The sequence below is a fragment of the Streptomyces morookaense genome, assembly GCF_013030945.1.
In the GTDB taxonomy this organism is placed as follows: Bacteria; Actinomycetota; Actinomycetes; order Streptomycetales; family Streptomycetaceae; genus Streptomyces; species Streptomyces morookaensis.
Window position 1 is genome coordinate 24,718 of sequence record NZ_JABBXF010000086.1, and the last position, 17,921, is coordinate 42,638.

Annotated in this window: 15 protein-coding genes, 1 pseudogene and 1 riboswitch; of the genes and pseudogenes, 7 read left to right on the plus strand and 9 right to left on the minus strand. The window is 72.4% G+C overall.

The window, feature by feature from the left end; all coding sequences use genetic code 11:
* The first annotated feature begins 50 nt into the window (after positions 1-50).
* Complete coding sequence (locus tag HG542_RS28680) at positions 51-1,061, plus strand: DMT family transporter (RefSeq protein ID WP_171086482.1); 1,011 nt, start codon at positions 51-53, stop codon at positions 1,059-1,061.
* Here HG542_RS28680 and HG542_RS28685 read toward each other — a convergent pair.
* Entirely contained in the window at positions 1,052-2,386 is a 1,335-nt protein-coding gene (locus tag HG542_RS28685) for an aminotransferase class I/II-fold pyridoxal phosphate-dependent enzyme (protein ID WP_171086485.1), read from the minus strand. The two genes, HG542_RS28680 and HG542_RS28685, sit on opposite strands and share 10 nt — an antisense overlap.
* 35 nt (positions 2,387-2,421) lie before the next feature.
* Between HG542_RS28685 and HG542_RS28690 the strand changes: the two genes are divergently transcribed.
* Positions 2,422-3,159, plus strand: a complete 738-nt coding sequence (locus HG542_RS28690) for a pyridoxamine 5'-phosphate oxidase family protein (protein ID WP_229922426.1) — start codon at positions 2,422-2,424, stop codon at positions 3,157-3,159.
* Positions 3,160-3,213: 54 nt separating this feature from the next.
* On the opposite strand, the gene HG542_RS28695 is transcribed toward HG542_RS28690, so the two are convergent.
* The 4 genes from HG542_RS28695 to HG542_RS28710 form a co-directional block, all read right to left on the minus strand.
* Positions 3,214-4,212, minus strand: coding sequence for an EamA family transporter (locus HG542_RS28695; protein ID WP_171086489.1), 999 nt, complete (start codon positions 4,210-4,212; stop codon positions 3,214-3,216).
* 111 nt (positions 4,213-4,323) lie between these two features.
* Positions 4,324-4,821, minus strand: coding sequence for a Clp protease N-terminal domain-containing protein (locus HG542_RS28700; RefSeq protein WP_171086490.1), 498 nt, complete (start codon positions 4,819-4,821; stop codon positions 4,324-4,326).
* A gap of 136 nt (positions 4,822-4,957) precedes the next feature.
* Entirely contained in the window at positions 4,958-7,249 is a 2,292-nt protein-coding gene (locus tag HG542_RS28705; protein WP_171086491.1) for a glycoside hydrolase family 3 N-terminal domain-containing protein, read from the minus strand.
* Positions 7,250-7,382: 133 nt separating this feature from the next.
* Positions 7,383-7,964 (minus strand): PadR family transcriptional regulator, encoded by a 582-nt coding sequence (locus tag HG542_RS28710; RefSeq protein ID WP_171086492.1) that lies wholly within the window; start codon positions 7,962-7,964, stop codon positions 7,383-7,385.
* 266 nt (positions 7,965-8,230) lie between these two features.
* Between HG542_RS28710 and HG542_RS28715 the strand changes: the two genes are divergently transcribed.
* Together HG542_RS28715 and HG542_RS28720 are read left to right on the plus strand one after the other, a co-directional pair.
* A complete protein-coding gene (locus tag HG542_RS28715; protein WP_171086494.1) occupies positions 8,231-8,788 on the plus strand; it encodes a DUF3291 domain-containing protein in 558 nt (185 codons plus the stop codon).
* A 79-nt stretch (positions 8,789-8,867) separates the two neighbouring features.
* A complete protein-coding gene (locus HG542_RS28720; protein ID WP_171086495.1) occupies positions 8,868-9,683 on the plus strand; it encodes a PhzF family phenazine biosynthesis protein in 816 nt (271 codons plus the stop codon).
* Positions 9,684-9,705: 22 nt separating this feature from the next.
* Here the strand turns inward: HG542_RS28720 and HG542_RS28725 are convergent, their stop codons facing one another.
* Together HG542_RS28725 and HG542_RS28730 are read right to left on the minus strand one after the other, a co-directional pair.
* Complete coding sequence (locus tag HG542_RS28725) at positions 9,706-10,488, minus strand: CPBP family intramembrane glutamic endopeptidase (RefSeq protein WP_171086506.1); 783 nt, start codon at positions 10,486-10,488, stop codon at positions 9,706-9,708.
* Positions 10,489-10,633: 145 nt separating this feature from the next.
* The gene (locus tag HG542_RS28730) at positions 10,634-12,136 is read right to left on the minus strand and encodes a glutamate-cysteine ligase family protein (protein WP_171086496.1); all 1,503 of its coding nucleotides are present in this window, start codon (positions 12,134-12,136) and stop codon (positions 10,634-10,636) included.
* Positions 12,137-12,618: 482 nt separating this feature from the next.
* Here HG542_RS28730 and HG542_RS28735 point away from each other — a divergent pair, with 482 nt between their 5' ends.
* Positions 12,619-13,206: a hypothetical protein gene (locus tag HG542_RS28735; RefSeq protein ID WP_171086497.1), complete on the plus strand. Its 588-nt coding sequence runs from the start codon at positions 12,619-12,621 to the stop codon at positions 13,204-13,206.
* A 301-nt stretch (positions 13,207-13,507) separates the two neighbouring features.
* Complete coding sequence (locus tag HG542_RS28740) at positions 13,508-13,714, plus strand: DUF5999 family protein (protein WP_190076185.1); 207 nt, start codon at positions 13,508-13,510, stop codon at positions 13,712-13,714.
* A 131-nt stretch (positions 13,715-13,845) separates the two neighbouring features.
* Here the strand turns inward: HG542_RS28740 and gcvP are convergent, their stop codons facing one another.
* The gene (gene gcvP, locus HG542_RS28745) at positions 13,846-16,731 is read right to left on the minus strand and encodes an aminomethyl-transferring glycine dehydrogenase (protein ID WP_171086499.1); all 2,886 of its coding nucleotides are present in this window, start codon (positions 16,729-16,731) and stop codon (positions 13,846-13,848) included.
* Positions 16,732-16,915: 184 nt separating this feature from the next.
* A riboswitch (glycine riboswitch) is annotated at positions 16,916-17,023 on the minus strand.
* Between the two features lie 121 nt (positions 17,024-17,144).
* On the opposite strand from gcvP, the gene HG542_RS28750 reads away from it, so the two are divergent.
* The gene (locus tag HG542_RS28750; protein ID WP_171086501.1) at positions 17,145-17,546 is read left to right on the plus strand and encodes a PRC-barrel domain-containing protein; all 402 of its coding nucleotides are present in this window, start codon (positions 17,145-17,147) and stop codon (positions 17,544-17,546) included.
* Here the strand turns inward: HG542_RS28750 and HG542_RS28755 are convergent.
* Positions 17,438-17,921: pseudogene (locus HG542_RS28755) on the minus strand (DNA polymerase IV); the annotation flags it as partial. The gene HG542_RS28750 and the pseudogene HG542_RS28755 sit on opposite strands and share 109 nt — an antisense overlap.

Consider the following 17,921-nt stretch of genomic DNA (forward strand, 5'->3'; position numbering starts at 1 on the left):
GAAATTTTATTTACTTGTCCTAATGGGTGATGCCCGGCATGGTGATCGTCATGAGCACCGTCGCCACTCCCGATTCCTCGTCCTCCCCGGCCTCGTCCTCCTCACTCGACAGACCCGCCTCGGCTCCCCCCGCACCGGCACCCGCCGTCCCGGGGCGTTCTCCTGTGGACTGGCGGATACGCTTCGGCGCTCTCGCCCTCATCTGGGGGTTCAGCTTCCTGTTCATGAAGCTCGGCACCAAGGGCTACGCCCCGGCATACGTCTCCTTCGGCCGGATGCTCTTCGGCACCGCGGTGCTGCTGGCGGCACTGGCAGTCAAGCGGCAGCGGCTCCCCCGGGCTCCCCGCACCTGGATGCACCTGGCCGTCGCCGCCCTGCTGCTCAACGCCCTCCCCTTCACGCTCTTCGCGTACTCCGAGCTGACCATCTCCTCCACGCTGGCCGGCATCTGCAATGCCACCACCCCGCTGTGGGGCATGCTGCTCTCCCTGGTGGCGCTCTCCGAGGACCGGCCGACCCGGCGGCGGTTCGCCGGCCTCGGCCTCGGCTTCATCGGGGTCCTGACCGTGCTGGGCGCCTGGCAGGGCTTCTCCGGCCAGGACCCGGCGGGCACCGTGATGGCGCTGATCGCCTCCGCCTGCTACGCGATCGGCTGGATCTACGTCCGGCGCACCCTCTCCGGCACCGGCGAGTCCAACCTCTCGCTCACCGGCGGCCAACTGCTCGTCGGCACCGTCCAACTGGCGGTCGTGGCCCCGCTCAGCAGCCCGCTGCCCACCTCCTTCCACCTCGTTCCCGTGCTGGCGATCCTCGCGCTCGGTGCTCTGGGCACGGGCTTCGCCATGCTCGTGCAGTTCGGCCTGGTCGCCGAGGTCGGGCCGACGACCGCGACGCTGACCACCTACTTCATCCCCGTCGTCGCCACCGCGGCCGGCGTGGCGCTGCTGGGCGAGCAACTCACCTGGAACACCCCGGTCGGCGCGGTGATCGTGCTGGCGGGAGCGGCCCTCACCCAGAGCAGGGCCCGCACCGGGAAGGCGGCCGGCGGCCGTCAGTCGTAGCGCCGCCCGGCGGAGCCCGGCCCGGTCGCGGAGGCCACGGCATCCGCGACCGCCTCCGCCTCCTCCACGGCCATCGCCGAGACGGTGAGCCGCACCCCCGGCGGGGAGGAGAGCCGGAAGCGCGCGCCGGGCGCCACGGCCCATCCGGAGTGGAGCAGCCGCGCCACCGCCCCCGTCTCGTCCGGCACGGGCAGCCACACGTTCATCCCGCTGCGCCCTTGCGCGGCAACGCCCCGCTCCCGCAAGGCCGTTATCAGCGCTTCCCGGCGCCGCCCGTACGACGCGGCGACCGCTGCCTCGTCGACCGCCCCGGAACGCCAGAGGTGCAGCACCGCGTCCTGCAGCACATGGCTGACCCAGCCGGGGCCCAGGCGCTGCCGCCCCCGCAGCCGGTCGACGGTGACGGCGTCGCCCGTGAGCACCGCGAGACGGAGGTCGGGCCCGTAGGCCTTGGCGAAGGACCGGACGAGCGCCCAGTGGCGGGTGGCCCCGGCGAGGGGGAACAGGGGCAGGTCGACGATGCCGTGGCCGTGGTCGTCCTCGATGAGGAGCACGTCGGGGTGGGCGGCGAGGACCGACCGCAGCTCGCGGGCCCGCGCCTCGCTCACGGCCGCGCCCGTGGGATTCTGCGCCCGGTCGGTGACCACCAGTGCCCGCGCCCCCTGCCGCAGCGCCCGGTCCGCCTCCCCGGGCAGCGGCCCCTCGTCGTCGACGGCGACCGGAACGGGCCGCAGCCCGAGCGCCGGGACGAGATCGAGCAGGCTGCCCCAGCCCGGGTCCTCCACGGCGACGGCATCCCCCGGCCTCAAGTGGGCGGCAAGCAGGCGCTCGATCGCGTCCAGCGCACCCGAGGTGACCGCCACGGGCCCCTCCGGCACACCGTCCGCGGCGAAAGCCGCCACGGCCATCCGTTCCAGCTCCGTATCCACGGCCTCCTCGCCGTAGAGCACGGGATTGCGCGCCGCCTTCGCGGCAGCCGCGGCGAAGGCTTCGCCGAGCGCGGGCAGCAAAGCCGGGTCGGGATTGCCCGTCGAGACGTCCCGCACCCCCTCGGGCACCTCGACCTGGAGGAGGTCCCGGGGCGTGCTGGCAGGACGGGGACGCACCCGGCTGCCGCGCCGCCCCGCCGTCTCGATCACTCCGCGCTCGCGCAGTGTCCGGTACGCGGCGGCCACCGTGTTGGGATTGACGCCGAGCTCGACCGCCAACTCCCGCATGGGCGGGAGCAGTTCGCCCGGCGCGAGTCGGCCCGCCCCGACAGCGCGCTCCACGCTCGCGGAAATCTCCGCTGCGCGACGGCCTTCGATCCGATACTCTCCTAGCACAAACACGAGTATGCACTAGTGCAATGGAGATCGCAATGGCTTCTTCCACGGCCACCGGGCCCGGCACCCGGCCCGGGTCGCACGAGCCGCATGAGCCGTACGCGCCGCAGGAGTCGCATGAGCCGTACGAGCGGACCGCGCGCACCACGCCCTCGCGCTACCGCGACCGCACCTCCTACGACCGCGAGGCGGTCCACGCGATCCTCGACGCGGGCTACGTCTGCCATCTCGGTTTCGTGCGCGACGGCGCCCCCGTCGTGCTGCCCACGCTCTACGGCCGGATCGGCGAGCGTCTCTACGTCCACGGCTCGACCGGGTCCCGGCCGTTGCACGCCGCGGGGCAGGCCGAGGACCCGGGGATGCCGGTGTGTGTGACGGTGACGCACCTCGACGGGATCGTCCTGGCGCGCTCCGCCTTCCACCACAGCCTCAACTACCGCTCCGTCGTGGTGCACGGCACGGCCCGGCGGGTCACCGACGAGGCCGAGCTGACCGCCGCCCTCGACGCCCTGGTGGACCAGGTCGTGCCGGGCCGGGCGGCCGATTCCCGGCCGCCGACGGCCAAGGAGCTCGCCGCGACGGCCGTGCTGCGGATCGATCTTGCAGAGGTGTCGGCCAAGGTGCGGAACGCCGGGCCCGGCGACGACCCCGAGGACCTCGCCCTCCCCCACTGGAGCGGAGTCGTGCCGGTCTCCACGCACTACGGCACGCCGATACCCGCGGAGAACCTGGCCCCCGGGATCCCGGTGCCGGGGTATCTGCCCGGACGCTGAGCCGAGTTGGGGGCGGGCGAGGGTGGAGACGGGCAGGAGCGGGAATGGGGGCGGCTAACCGTTCGAAACCCCCATCCCGTGGCTCTGCACGTCCGGAGCCGCCCGCCCTCCCTCCGCCACCGGCCCCGCAGACGCGCGCTTCGGAGCGGCACTCTGGGCGATGAACGCGCCCGCCAGCACCAGGACTCCGCCGACGATCTGCGGAGCAGCGAGGTGCTCGCCCAGCAGCAGCCACGCCAGCACCGTCGCGACCACCGCCTCCAGGTAGGCCACGACCCCGGCCACCTGGGGAGACAATCGGCGCACGGAGAGGACGCCGGTGAAGTAGGCGACCACGGTCGCCGGCAGCACCAGCCAGGCGACGAGCAGCGCGCACGGCACCCGGCTGCCGCCGAGGTCCGCGGGTCCGGAGAGGACCGTCCAGTCCAGGTCCCAGGGGTGTGCCACGGCCGTCAACAGCACGGCGCCGACGAGCAGTCCGAACGCGATGACGCCGACCGGATCGGCGCCGTCGCCGTCCGCGCCGGCGTGGTCGGCCATGAGGAAGTAGGCGACCGTGCAGCAGGCCGCTCCCCCTGCCGCCAGCAGGCCGACCACATCGAAGCGCAGCCCGGACCACACCTCGACGACACAGCTCAGCCCGCCGACCGCGAGGACGACCCCCATCACCGCGCCCCGGCTCACCGGCCTGCGTCCCACGAACCGCATCCAGCACAGCAGCAGCGGCGGACCGAGGTACTCGACGAGGACGGCCACCCCGACGGGTATCCGGGACAGCGCGGCGAAGTAGCCGATCTGGACGCCCGCGACGCCCAGCAGCCCGAAGCCCGCGAGCAGGGCGGGGCGGCGGCGCACCAGGGAGCGGTGGCGCCAGGCGAGGGGCAGGACGATCAGCGCGGCGCCCGCCAGCCGTATCCACACCACTTGGAGCGGGCCGAGCCCCGCCTCGATCAGGGGTTTGGCCGCAACTCCCGAGCCTCCGAAGGAACATGCGGACACCAGGGCCAGTACGAGGCCCGTACTTCTGCTGCTTCTGTCACGAGACGCGTGCACCGCCGCATCATGACAGCAGCGGGCGGGGAGCGACAGGGGTGTCAACCTGATTGCTCATGGCGGGAGTTGTCCATGACGGGAAATCGTCACGGCGGAATGTGCCCACACCCGTCACACCCCCAGTCCGGCGGCGAGCCGCCCGGTGTCCACGCCGGCCCGGTGCAGCACGTCGACGGCCCGGCAGCCGGGGTCGCGCACCAGGGCCGCCAGCAGGTCGGTCCCCTCCACCTGCGCGGCGCCCCGCGCGCAGGCGCGGTCGTGCGCCCTGCGCAGCGCGGCCGCCGCGGCCGGCGACCAGCCGGAGGTCCCGCCGGTGGGCAGGGCGCCGGATTCCTCCACCGTGCCGCTCCATCGCAGCCCGTAGCCGATGGTGCGCTGGACGAGATAGCCGAGCAGTCGGGCGACCTGGGCCGGTCCGCCGTCGAAGGCGAGCCGTGCCGCGGGGTCGGATTCGAGGAGCGTGTGCAGCAAATGCGCGGTGTCGGTCTGCCGGTCGCCGTCCCGCGCGGCCCGTCTGCGGGCACCCGCGACCGCCGAGGCCAGTTCCGCGCTCAGCGGTCGCTCGCACGTGGCCCCGGGACGCTGGGTGTCAGGTGTACGGCTTTGCACCTTCCCACCCCATCAGTCCCGTGCCGTCCGGTCATCCCCGAGGGGGAGCATTCACGCATCCGACGACAGTTGGGGACGGATGCCCGGGCTCTCCTCCTTGAGGAGGAGATGCGCGCCGCGGGATCAGGGTCCAGGGCTAGGTGACGTCCACGGTCACCGCGCGGCCCCCGGCCGTGAACACGTACGCGCCCCGCTCGACGCGCGGCGTCCCGGAACCGTCGATGTCGCCCGGGGTCACCGCCAGTGCCCGGGCCGGGACGACGAGCCGTACGGTCGCCCGCACTCCCGCCCTCAGGTGCACTTTGGTGAACGCGGCGAGCCTGCGCGGCGGGGCGAGCACGTCGCTCACCGGACGGGACACGTACACGGGCACGACCAAGTCGCCCTCGCGCGCACCGGTGTTGCTCACCGTGACGTTCACCCGCACCGGTGCACCCGCCGGCACCGCGGCCGCGTCGGCGCCGATGCCGTCGAAGGCGAAGCGTGTGTAGGACAGTCCGGCGCCGAAGTCGTAGGCCACGTCGTGCGCGGACTCGGCGCCCGCGTTCGTCCCGGGCAGCTGCTGGTAGTACAGCGGGTCGTTGCCGTTCCTCCTGGGCCAGGACACCGGCAGCCGCCCGGCCGGGTTCACCCGGCCGAACAGCACGTCGGCGACCGCGTGCCCGCCCTCGGTGCCGGGCAGCCAGGACATCAGCAGTCCCTCGGTGCCGTCGGCGTCGCCCAGGGTCAGCGGCCGCCCGGCGATCACCACGACCACGACCGGCCTGCCACTCTGCCTGAGGGACTTCACCAATGCCTGCTGGTTCGCGGACAGTTCGGGACGCGGGCTGTCGGCCCCGCCCTCGGCGCCCGCCCTTTCGCCGACCACGACGACGGTCGCATCGGCCGTGCGGGCCTGGGCGACGGCGTCGGCATCGTCCGCCGCATACACGACCTGCGTCCCGGCCGGTGCGGCCTCCTCGATACCCCGGAGCACCGTGGTGCCGGGCAGCTTCACTCCGGCGGGCACCCGCTGCCAGCCGATGGTCCAGCCGCCCGCCTGGTCGTCGATGTCGTCCGCGTAGGGACCGGCGACGACGATCTTCCGGACGGCCGGGCCGAACGGCAGGACGCCCTGCTCGTTGCGGAGCAGCACCTGCGAGGCCGCGGCGGCACGCCGGGCCGGCTCCCTCCCGGTGCCGAGGACTTCGATGTTTGCGCGCGAGGCGTCGACAAAAGGATGCTCGAACAGACCGAGCTCGAATTTGAGCCGCAACACGCGTCCGGCCGCTTCGTCGAGGCGTGCCCGGGAGATCAGACCGTTCTGCACTGCGGTGCGCAGTGCGTCACCGAACTCCCGTGCTTCGTACGGCTCCATCGCCATGTCGACGCCTGCGCCGAGAGCGAGGGCGGCGGCATGGGGGTAGTCCGCGGCCACCTTGTACTGGTCCCGGAGGGCGCGGACGTCCTGCCAGTCCGAGACGGTCACGCCGGTGAATCCCCACTGCTGCCGGAGGACGGTGGTGAGGAGGTAGCGGGAGGCGGTGGCCGGTACGCCGTTGACGGCACCGGAGTTGACCATCACGGTCCTCGCCCCCGCCTCGACCGCGGTGCGGTAGGGCGGCAGCAGCGTGTCGTGGAGCGTGCGCAGGGAGATGTCGGCGGGCACCCGGTCGTGCCCGTTGCCGGGGATCGAGTAACCGCCGAAGTGCTTGACGGTGGCCGCGATCCGTTTGACGCCCCGGGCGCCCTGGATTCCCTGCACGCTCGCGGCGGCGAGGGTGCCGGCGAGCAGGGGGTCCTCACCGTAGGTCTCGTAGTACCTCCCCCAGCGCCGGTCGCGGGCGAGGTCGGCGACCGGGGCGAAGTCCCAGTCGATGCCCGTCGCGGCAACGGCACGGGCGGTCGCCGCGGCGGAGTCGCGGACGAGCCCCGGGTCCCAGGCCGCCGCGAGGCCGAGCTGGTGGGGGAAGACCGTGGCGCCGAGGACGTTGTTGTGCCCGTGGACCGCGTCGATGCCGTAGAGGACGGGAACGTGCAGCCGGCTGTGGTCCACCGCGTACCGCTGGACGGCATTGACCATACGGGCCCAGTCCGCCGGGGTGTTGACCGGCGGACCCATCCCGCCGCCGGAGAGCACCGACCCGGCTGCGCAGTCCTGCAGCACGGTCTTCATGCAGCTCTCCGTCAACTCCCCTCCGCCGCCCCGGCAGTTGCCCTGCAGGCGGTCCACGGCGATCTGTTCCAGCTGCCCGATCTTCTCGTCGGGCGTCATCCGGTGCAGCAGGTCCCGTACGCGGTCGTCCGTGGCCGCTCGGGCGTTGCGGTAGAGCGGTTCGGGTGCGCCGGTTGCTTGCGGTACGACGGTGACGGACACGGCGCAGAGGGCGGCGGCCGCCAGGGGAACGGCGGGGTGTCTCCGGCGCCTGCAGCGGATACGCAAGGCCATGGCGAGCGCTCCGTTTCTGTCGGATGCGGTTGCCGGAGTCTGGCCGCGCGCCGCCGCCCGGTCAACGGGACACGGCGAGGGTGCCCCCGCGGCGGTCCGCGGGGGCACCCTCATCCGTTCTTCGCCCGGGCCCTCAGTCTTCGTCGGCGAGGATCAGGTAGAGCTTCTTGCGTGCGTCGTTGATGACGGTCATGGCCTTCTGCCGCTGCTCGGCACTGCCCGTCCGCCAGACCTGGCCGAAGGCCTCCATCAGCCCGTAGCCGGCCTGCCGGATCTCCTTCATCGTCTCCCAGTCGACGCCGCGCCCGGCCTCTTCCCAGGGCGCCTGGGAACCGGCCTCCGCTTCGGTGCGGCCCTGCTCGGTGAGCGTGAACAGCTTCTTGCCGCCCTCGCTCGCGCTGACGATCAGGCCCTCGTCCTCCAGCAGCTGGAGCGTGGGGTAGACCGAGCCGGGGCTCGGCTTCCAGGCGCCCCCGCTGCGCTCGGCGATCTCCCGGATCATCTCGTAGCCGTGCATGGGCCGGTCGTTGAGCAGCGCCAGGATCGATGCCCGGACGTCGCCGCGGCGCGCCCTGCCGCCCGGTCCCCCGCGCCCCCGGCCGCCGAAGGGCGGTCCTCCGAAAGGCGGCCCGAACGGCCCGAAGGCACGCCGCCCGCCGAACTCCTCCCGCCCCTGATGGCCGGGCCCCCAGTGCTCGTGATGGTGAGAACGCATCCTTACACTTCCTTCCATCGTTGATCTGTCGCGATGTTCTCGCGATGCTTCGACGATATATCGGAACCGATCGGATGGCAACACCCTTCCTCGAAGAGGCGGGGGAGGCGTCCGCGGGTGGGCCTGCGGAGACGGGATCGGCCTGCGCAAGAAGCCACTTGGGCAGGAAAAACGCAACTTCGACAGGGCCCGCAGAGGCAGCTACCTTCACCTGGCCCTCGGCGATCCGGGCCCACACCAGGCACCCCTTGACCAGGGAGAGACGTATGCCCCACCTTGCTCTGTACACATTCGGCACCCTGAAGTCACCACTCGCCGATCCCGCACCTCTCACGCGCGAGTTCTACGACATCGGTGAGGCCGTCTACCGGACGATCGGTCAGCACCCCGGCTACCTCGCGCATGCCGAAACGGCAGACGCGGGCCCGGGCTCACACTTCGAGGCGGACTGGGGCGCATGGGGAGAGTTCGCCGTACCGGCCTGGTACGGCAAAGGCCGTACGGCGGAAACCACCGCCCTGGCCGCGTCCCTCTCGCTCTGGACCGGCCTGCGCCCCGCCTTCGACGCCGTCTACACCGGTGTGCACCGTGAAGCGCTGAACAGGCGTCACGACTGGTTCGAGAGGTCGGAACACCCGAATCACGTGTTCTGGTGGGTCCCCGACGACGTGATACCCACCTGGCAGGACGGGGTGTCCAGGCTGGAGCACATCCACGACCACGGCTCCGCGCCGCACGCCTTCACCTTCCGCCACTCGTTCGCCCCGGACGGAACTCCGACCAGGATCAAGGACATCGGGCCGAAGAGCGACCTGGTTCGCTGACCGAAGGTATCCCGCAAAAGGTCCAGATTCCGGCAATTGGCCTTGGCCTACGGCCTTGCAGGCCTTCTACGCTCCGGCCATGCGGATGCGAATCGTCGACGCCTTCACCGACCGCCCCTTCGCCGGCAACCCGGCCGGGGTCCTGCTCTTCGACACCGGGGCCTTCCCCGACGACACCCGGCTCCAGCAGATCGCCGCCGAGGTCAACCACCCCGAGACCGCCTTCGCCCACCGCCTCCCCGACAGCGGGGAGGCGGACTGGGCGCTGCGCTGGTTCACCCCGGTCGCCGAGGTGGACATGTGCGGCCACGCCACGCTCGCCACGGCCCACGTCCTGCACACCACCGGCGCCGCCACCGGCACCGTCCGCTTCGCGGCCCGCTGCGGGATCCTGACCGCCACCGCCCGCGAGGACGGCTCGATCACCCTGGACTTCCCGACCTCACGCCTCACCCCGGTCGCCGTCCCCGACGGCGTGGCCGCCGCCCTCGGTGCCGAGCCGACCGGCGTGTACGACACCAGCGAGCACATCGGCGACCTGCTGGTCGAACTGCCCGACGAGAAGTCCGTACGCGCCCTGGCCCCCGACTTCCGGGCGCTCGGCCGGCACTCGCGCCGCGGCATCATCGCCACCGCCCGGGCCGAGGACCCCACGCGCGGCTACGACTACGTCTCGCGCTGCTTCTTCCCCAACGTCGGCGTCGACGAGGACCACGTCACCGGCAGCGCACACACCGCACTGGCCCCCTTCTGGTCCGCCCGCCTGGGCCGCGACGAACTGACGGGCCTGCAGGCCTCCCGTCGCGGCGGCCTCGTACGCACCACGCTGCGCGGCGAACGGACACTGCTGACGGGCAACGCCGTCACCACCGTCGAGGGCGACCTGCTCGTCTGAACACCCCCTGTGGAGGGGCGGGTCAGGGGTGGGGCAGCCAGCCCACCTTGCCCACCAGCAGCGCGTAACCGACGAAGGCCACCGTGTCGATCAGCGCGTGCGCGGCGACCAGCGGCCCGACCCGCCCCCACCGTCGGTACAGCAGGACGAAGAGCACACCCATCGCCATGTTGCCGACCATCCCGCCGATGCCCTGGTACAGGTGGTACGAGCCGCGCAGCACCGCGCTCGCCGCCAGCGCGGCGGCCGGTGTCCACCCCAACTGCCCCAGCCTGCGCAGCAGATAGCCGACGACCACGACCTCCTCGAGCACCGCGTTCTGCACGGCCGAGGCGATCAGCACCGGGACCTTCCACCAAACGTGCGGCAGCGCCTCGGGCACCACGGTCAGGTTGACCCCCGCCGCCCGGCTGGCAAGGTAGAACGCCAGCCCCGCCCCGCCGACGACCGCCGCGACGGCCGCACCGCGCCCCAGGTCGGACGCCGGGCGGAGGCGGTCGAAACCGACGGCACGCAGTCCGCCCGCACCTTCGCGCTGCAGCAGGTGACCCACCAGGAGGACCGGTACGAGGGCGGTGGCGATGCCGAAGACCTGCCAGGCCAGGTCGAGCCAGGGGCGGCCGGGGGCGTGCGAGGCGTTGAGGGTGGCGGCCTGGTCCGCGAGCCCGCCGGGGCGGGTGACGGAACCCACGAAACTGATCACTGCCGAGACCGCGCTGGCCCCCAGCGACAGCGCCAGGACCAGCACCGTTTCGCTGCCCAGCAGCCGTCGGCCCGGCACCCCCGCCGGCGCCGGGCCGGACAGGGTCTCCGGCCGGCCGCCCCCGCCGTCCCTCGCGTCCTGCCGCACATCCGCCTCCGCCGTCAGCTGCCCACCACGATCGTCACAGCTTGCCGGACGCACGGGGTGACCGCACGACAGGGGGTGGCTCCGTGTCCGTACCGCCGGGTCAGTCCCCGGTCCCGGGAGGCCAGGTGTGGACGGGCTCGCCGGTCCGCATCAGCTCGCAGTAGCGGCGCGTGGTGGCGGCGAGGGCCTGCTCGCGGTCCAGTCCGCGGTCCCGGGCCCGGTGGTAGGCGGCCGCCTGCCAGGAGGCGCCGTTCACCCGGCGGCGGCAGCGCTCCTCGACGACGCCGAGATAGCGGTCGCGGTCGGCGGGCTCGACGCCCCAGGCGTCCAGCCCGGCCGCGGCCAGCGGCAGCAGCTCGTCGAGGACCAGGCGGACGGCCGGGACGCGGGCGAGCGTGCCGGTGCGGCCCGCCCGCGGCCAGCGCAGCACGGCGTCGATGCCGTGGCGGCAGGCCACGTCGAAGTTGTCGGCGGCGACGGCGAACGGCAGCCGGGACCACACCGGCCGCGGCTCCTCGGCCAGCCCCCTCACCACCCCGTAGTAGAAGGCCGCGTTGGCGATGACGTCGGTGACGGTCGGGCCCGCGGGCAGCACCCGGTTCTCCACCCGGAGATGGGGGACGCCGTCGGCGACCCCGTAGACCGGCCGGTTCCAGCGGTAGACCGTGCCGTTGTGCAGGGACAGTTCCGACAGCCGGGGCACCCCGCCCTCGTCCAGCACCCGCAACGGCTCCTCGTCGTCGGAAATGGGCAGCAGCGGGGGGAAGAAACGCAGATTCTCCTCGAAGAGCTCGAAGGCGTCGGCGATCCACCGCTCGCCGAACCAGGTGCGCGGCCGCACGCCCTGGGCCTGGAGTTCGGGCGGACGGGTGTCGGTGGACTGGACGAACAGCGGCGGCCGCGACTCGCGCCACAGCTCCCGGCCGAACAGGAAAGGGGAGTTGGCGCCGACGGCGATCTGCGCGGCGGCGATGGCCTGCGCCGCGTTCCACACGGCGGCGAACCGGCCGGGGGTCACCTGCAGATGCAACTGCACGGAGGTGCAGGCGGCTTCGGTGACGATCGACCCGGCCGTGCAGGTGAGCCGCTCGATTCCGTCGATGTCGATGGTGAAGTGCTCGCCGCGGGCGGCCAGTATCTGCTCGTTGAGCAGGGCGTACCGGTCGGCGGCGGAGAGATTGGCGGTGATCGCATGGCGACGGGTGAGGGTCGGGAGAATGCCGATCATCACGATTCCGGAATCGAGCTCCATGGCCCTGCGGTCGGCATAGGCGAGGCCGGTGCGCAGCTCCTCGGCAAGCTGGTCGAGGACCCGGCCGGACAGCCGGTGCGGCACAATATTCACTTCCAGGTTGAACTGTCCGAGTTCGGTCTGGAAATCCCGGCTCGCGATACGCTCGAGCACCTCCGCATTCATCATGCTCGGCATGCCGTCGGGGCCCGCGAGATTCAGCTCCAGCTCCAGCCCCATGAGGTTCCGGGGGCGGTCGAACCGCTTCTCCTCCAACAGTCTCGCCAGCGCTTCCAGGCACTGCCGGAGCTTGTCCCGGTGGTGCTGCGGGTCGGCGGGGCCGAACCCCTCGGCCGCGACCTTCTCACCCATTCAAGTGTCCCTCCTCAAACGGGTCGCCCGCGGCGGCGCCGCCCTTGTCACGGTCGATGATGCCCAGCGGGACGATCGATAACGCCTCGCCGGAGCCGGATACCCGATAGGCTCTGCACCATGCGCACTCCGGCACATTCCGTCGGCATACGGGTGGTCGGCAGTTGCCCGGCCGGTTCCTGGTGATAAACACCGACGAGATCCGGCCGACCGCTGCCCGGGAAAAGCCCGAGGCCATGGGCGCGGGATTGCGGCATAATCGCCGAAATCACCCCGAAAAGAGGCCTCGATTTCCTCTTGCCGGAAATGCTGCGGACAGCTAGCCGAAACATCCCGTGAACACCTGTCGTATAAACTCCGGGGTGAGGCAGAGAGCAGGCGCCCCGGAAGTCGGTCCGGCCCCCCTCTGACCCCGTTCTCCGACAGCGTCGTCGCACCTGCCCAGCACCCCCGCGTGTCTCCCGAAGCGAGAGGCGACCCCCATGCCGCTGCACGTCCCCCCTGCCCCCGCACCCGCACTCCGCAGCGTCCGCGCGGCCCTCGGTTCCCCGACCGCCGTCCGTGCGGCACGCACCCCGTCGCTGAAGTCCGCGCAGACGGCCCTCACCCCCGAACTGCCGCTGCCCGTCCACGTGCTGGAGCCGGTCGCCCTCCACGGCGGGGCGCCCCGGACCCGGCTGACGGGCTGGCGCTTCCTGGTCCGGGGCGGCGGGCGGTCCATCGCCGCGGCCGAGACCATGCTCACCCCGGACGGCTGGGCGTTCTCCCACTTCTTCGAGGGCCCCTACCTCGCCTCCACCGAACTGGCCCTGCACCAGGCGGAGCTGCTGACGTCGCCGCACCAGCCGAGGCTGCTCTCCGTTCCGGGGCTCTACATGCTCACCCTCTGGCTGCACGGCGACATCACGGCCGAGGCCTCGTCGGGCGTGCTCGCCCCGGGCGATCTGCTGGTGCCCCTCGCCCCCGCACCGCCCGGCATCGCCGCGCACCGGCCGCACCGCGTCGCCGACCTGCTGCCCGTGCTCACCCTGCGTCTCGCCCCGGCCCCGCTGCTGAAGACCTCCGCCTGATCGGCGCACCCGCCGCAGAAGTGCCCCGCGGGCCCATGGGCCACGGGGCACTGCGCCATGCTCCCCCGACCGGGCTAGCCCACCGGGGCCATCGCGAACCCCCCGAAGGGACAGGCTTGTTGGCCGCAACCCCCCGCACGGGTGACGCGTCCTCATCCTGTGAGGAGCACCACAGGGAAATGCCTGCGGAATTCCGCTCACAGGGCAACACTGGGATCGACCGACGAATGCAACGGGGGGCGGCATGACCACCGCATCGAGCCGCAGGACAGTCACAACACCACAGCGAAAGATCCCTGCCATGTGCCAGCACCAGCCCACGTGCCCGTCAGCCGACTCCGCCGACCGGGAGGCCGCCCAGCTCGTGGCGCACTTCCCGGAACAGGGCTGGAGCCTGCTGTGCAACGGCGTCCTCTGCTTCGAGGACACCGGTGAGCTGCTGCCGGACGGACAGATCATCGCCCCGCACCGGCCGCTCGGCGCCGACCACGTGGTGACGGCTGCCTAGCCGCAGCACTACCCGGCACACCCGCACATCACACACGGAAACACATAAACGGAAACACATAAGGGGCCGGCCCGGCGAAGATCGCCGAACCGGCCCCGACGCGCATCAGCCGCGCATCACCGCCGAGTTGCTCAGCCCTCGTAGGCGTCGAGCGGCGGGCAGGAGCAGACCAGGTTGCGGTCGCCGTACGCACCGTCCACGCGGCGCACCGGCGGCCAGTACTTGTCGGCCGCCGTCACCCCGGCGGGGAAGGCCGCCTCCTCGCGGGTGTACGGGTGATCCCAGGCACCGGCGACCGAGGCCGCGGTGTGCGGGGCGTTGCGCAGCGGGTTGTCGTCCTTGGCCCACTCGCCCGAGCCGACCTTCTCGATCTCGGCGCGGATCGCGATCATGGCGTCGCAGAACCGGTCCAGTTCGGCCAGGTCCTCGCTCTCCGTCGGCTCGATCATCAGCGTGCCGGCCACCGGGAAGGACATGGTCGGGGCGTGGAAGCCGTAGTCGATCAGACGCTTGGCCACGTCGTCGACGCTCACCCCGGTCGCCTTGGTGAGCGGGCGCAGGTCCACGATGCACTCGTGCGCGACCAGGCCGCCCGGGCCGGTGTAGAGCACGGGGTAGTGCGGCTCCAGGCGCTTGGCGATGTAGTTGGCACCCAGCACGGCCACCTGCGTGGCGCGCTTGAGGCCCTCGGCGCCCATCAGCCGCACGTAGGCCCAGGAGATCGGCAGGATGCCGGCGGAGCCCCAGGGCGCGGCCGAGATCGGGCCGACGCCGGTGGCCGGACCGGCGGCCGGCTGCATCGGGTGGTTGGGCAGGTAGGGCGCGAGGTGGGCGCGGACGGCCACCGGGCCGACGCCCGGACCGCCGCCGCCGTGCGGGATGCAGAAGGTCTTGTGCAGGTTCAGGTGCGAGACGTCGCCGCCGAACTCGCCCGGCCGGGCCAGGCCCACCAGGGCGTTGAGGTTCGCCCCGTCCACGTACACCTGGCCGCCGGCCTCGTGCACGGCCGCGCAGATGTCCGCGACGTGCTCCTCGAAGACACCGTGCGTCGACGGGTAGGTGATCATCAGCACGGCCAGCTCGTCGCGGTGCTGCTCGATCTTGGCGCGGAGGTCCTCGATGTCGACCTCGCCGTCGTCGGCGGTCTTCACCACGACGACCTTCATGCCCGCCATCACCGCGCTGGCCGCGTTGGTGCCGTGCGCGGAGGACGGGATGAGGCAGACGGTGCGCTGCTCGTCGCCGTTGGCGCGGTGGTAGGCGCGGACGGCCAGCAGGCCCGCGAGCTCGCCCTGGGAGCCCGCGTTGGGCTGCAGGGACACCTTGGCGTAGCCGGTGACCTCGGCGAGCCGCTCCTCCAGCTCGGTGATGAGCGTGAGGTAGCCCGCGGCCTGCTCGGCGGGCGCGAAGGGGTGCAGCGCGCCGAACTCCGGCCAGGTGACCGGCTCCATCTCGGTGGTGGCGTTGAGCTTCATCGTGCAGGAGCCGAGCGGGATCATGCCCCGGTCCAGCGCGTAGTCGCGGTCGGCGAGGCGGCGCAGGTAGCGCAGCATCGCCGTCTCGGAGCGGTGCTGGTGGAAGACCGGGTGCGTGAGGTACTCGTCGGTGCGCAGCAGGCCCTCGGGGAGGGTGTCCGCGGTGGCCGCGTCGAGTGCCTCGATGTCGGCCTCGACGCCGAACGCGGCCCACACGGAGGTCAGATGGGCCCGCGTGGTGGTCTCGTCGCAGGCGATGCCGACGTGGTCGGCGTCCGTCAGGCGCAGGTTGACGCCGTGCTCGCGGGCGGCGCCGACGACCTCGGCGGCGCGGCCGGGGACGTGCACGGTGAGGGTGTCGAAGTACGCGCCGTGCACGACCTCGACGCCCGCGGCCCGCAGGCCCTCGGCGAGGAGGACGGCGTAGCGGTGGGTGCGGCGCGCGATGGCGGCCAGGCCCTCGGGGCCGTGGTAGACCGCGTACATGCCGGCCATGACGGCGAGGAGCACCTGGGCGGTGCAGATGTTGCTGGTGGCCTTCTCGCGGCGGATGTGCTGCTCGCGGGTCTGCAGGGCCAGCCGGTAGGCCTTGTTGCCGTCGGCGTCGACGGAGACGCCGACCAGGCGGCCGGGCAGGCTGCGGGCGAACTTCTCGCGGACGGCCATGTATCCGGCGTGCGGGCCGCCGAAGCCCATGGGCACGCCGAAGCGCTGGGTGGTGCCGACGGCGATGTCGGCGCCGAGCTCGCCGGGCGGGGTGAGCAGGGTCAGGGCGAGCAGGTCGGCCGCGACGGTGACGACGGCGCCGAGCTCGTGGGCCTGCTCGATGACGGGGCGCAGGTCTCTCACGGCACCGGAGGCGCCCGGGTACTGCAGCAGCACGCCGAAGACGCCGCGGCCGGCGATCTCCTCGGGGATGCCCGCCGACAGATCCGCGACGACGACCTCGACGCCGGTCGGCTCGGCGCGGGTCTCGATCACCGCGACGGTCTGCGGCAGGGCGTCCGCGTCGACGAGGAAGACCCCGTCCTTGACCTTGCCCATGCGCCGGGACAGCGCCATGGCCTCGGCCGCCGCGGTGCCCTCGTCCAGCAGGGAGGCGCCGGAGGTCGGCAGTCCGGTCAGCTCGGCCACGACGGTCTGGAAGTTGAGCAGGGCCTCCAGCCGACCCTGGGAGATCTCCGGCTGGTACGGCGTGTAGGCCGTGTACCAGGCGGGGTTCTCCATGACGTTGCGCAGGATCACCGGCGGGGTGAACGTGCCGTGGTAGCCGAGGCCGATCATGGGGGTGAGCACCTGGTTGCGGTCCGCGAGCGCGCGCAGCTCGGCGAGGACCTCGGGCTCGGTGCGGGCGGCGGGCAGGCCCAGCGCCCCGGCGCTCTTGATCACTTCCGGGACGGCGGCGGCGGTGAGCTCGTCGAGGGAGCCGAAGCCGACCTGGGCGAGCATCTTGGCCCGCGCCTCGGGGTCGGGCCCTATGTGACGGTCCTCGAAGGGAGTGCCGCGCTCCAGGTCGGAGAGGGAGATGCGGTGGGCGGTCATCTGCGGAGGCCTCCTGGTCATTGCGACCTGCGAGGGGTACCACGGCGCGGGTACCCGGACGGCCTCCCCCTCTGTCATCGCAACCTGAGAGCTTCACCGGGCGGTGCAGTACCCGGCTTTCACCGTCGGTGAGGAAGGGTTCGGAATACTGCCGGACCGGACCCGCCCTGCTTTCCAGAGTGGCCTCGTCCATGCGGTACGGGGTGCCTGAGAGATTCCGGGGAGGATTTGCTCCTTCGGCGCCTCCGGGCCCGCCCCTGAGGGCGTCGGAGGACTCTCCCGCACGGATTCTGCGGCCACTGGCCAGCCTACCAGCGAGGATTCGCCGACGGAGCGCCCAAGTGGCCGCTTCCCGCTTTGTGGCTTTTGGTTGGTGACAGGTGCGCCGGACGGGAGGAAACAGGAGGAAGGCCGTGCAGTCGGATGTCGACCCCCGGAGCCTGATCGGCCGCAAGGTCTTCGACCGCGACGGCGTACGGATCGGCACGGTGGACGAGGTGTACCTCGACGACGCGACCGGCGAGCCGGGGTGGGCCGCGGTGCGCACCGGGCTGTTCAGCCGCGACGCGCTCGTGCCGCTGCAACCGAGCCGGGCCGACGGCGAGGGGCTGCATGTCCCCTACGAGCGGACGCTGATCAGAAACGCCCCGGACATCGGCGCCGGCCGCCACCTCTCCCCTGAACAGGAACTGCGGCTTTACCGGCACTACGGGCTCGCCATTCCTTCCGCGGAGGGCGGCTCCGGCGAGTCGGCAGGGTCCAGCGGGTCGGGCGAGCCCGGCGGCTCCGGCGAACCCGGCGAGCCCAACGGCTGATCCTCCGCAGGGCGGACGAGCGGCAGCGGATCCGCGTGTTCCAGCGCCGGGTCGTCCACGGCGAACGTGCGCACCCTGCCGGGCCCCTCGGACCACGGCTCCTCGAAGCGGATCGTGACCCTCCCGACGCCGCTGCCCTGGACCCAGCCGGCCCCGTACTCCGCATGCCGCACGTCCAGCCCGGGCAGCCACTGCCGCGGTCGTGCCGCCTCCTCCGCGGCCTCCTCCTGTTCCCGTTCCGCGGCCGCCTCGGCCTCGGCCGTGCCGCCTGCCGCCTGGGCGAAGAGGTCCTCCTGGGTGTAGTCCGCGAGCCCCGAGACGCCGACCCCCAGCAGCCGCACCCCGGCCGTGGTGTCCACCCCGTCCAGCAGCCGG

Coding starts and splice junctions, on each gene's coding strand:
- HG542_RS28730 (WP_171086496.1), bottom strand. CDS start 12,136: ATGGGTGAGAAGGTCGCGGCCGAGGGGTTCGGCCCCGCCGACCCGCAG.
- HG542_RS28735 (WP_171086497.1), top strand. CDS start 12,619: ATGCCGCTGCACGTCCCCCCTGCCCCCGCACCCGCACTCCGCAGCGTC.
- gcvP (WP_171086499.1), bottom strand. CDS start 16,731: ATGACCGCCCACCGCATCTCCCTCTCCGACCTGGAGCGCGGCACTCCC.
- HG542_RS28715 (WP_171086494.1), top strand. CDS start 8,231: ATGCCCCACCTTGCTCTGTACACATTCGGCACCCTGAAGTCACCACTC.
- HG542_RS28720 (WP_171086495.1), top strand. CDS start 8,868: ATGCGGATGCGAATCGTCGACGCCTTCACCGACCGCCCCTTCGCCGGC.
- HG542_RS28680 (WP_171086482.1), top strand. CDS start 51: ATGAGCACCGTCGCCACTCCCGATTCCTCGTCCTCCCCGGCCTCGTCC.
- HG542_RS28705 (WP_171086491.1), bottom strand. CDS start 7,249: ATGGCCTTGCGTATCCGCTGCAGGCGCCGGAGACACCCCGCCGTTCCC.
- HG542_RS28740 (WP_190076185.1), top strand. CDS start 13,508: ATGTGCCAGCACCAGCCCACGTGCCCGTCAGCCGACTCCGCCGACCGG.
- HG542_RS28710 (WP_171086492.1), bottom strand. CDS start 7,964: ATGCGTTCTCACCATCACGAGCACTGGGGGCCCGGCCATCAGGGGCGG.
- HG542_RS28690 (WP_229922426.1), top strand. CDS start 2,422: ATGGCTTCTTCCACGGCCACCGGGCCCGGCACCCGGCCCGGGTCGCAC.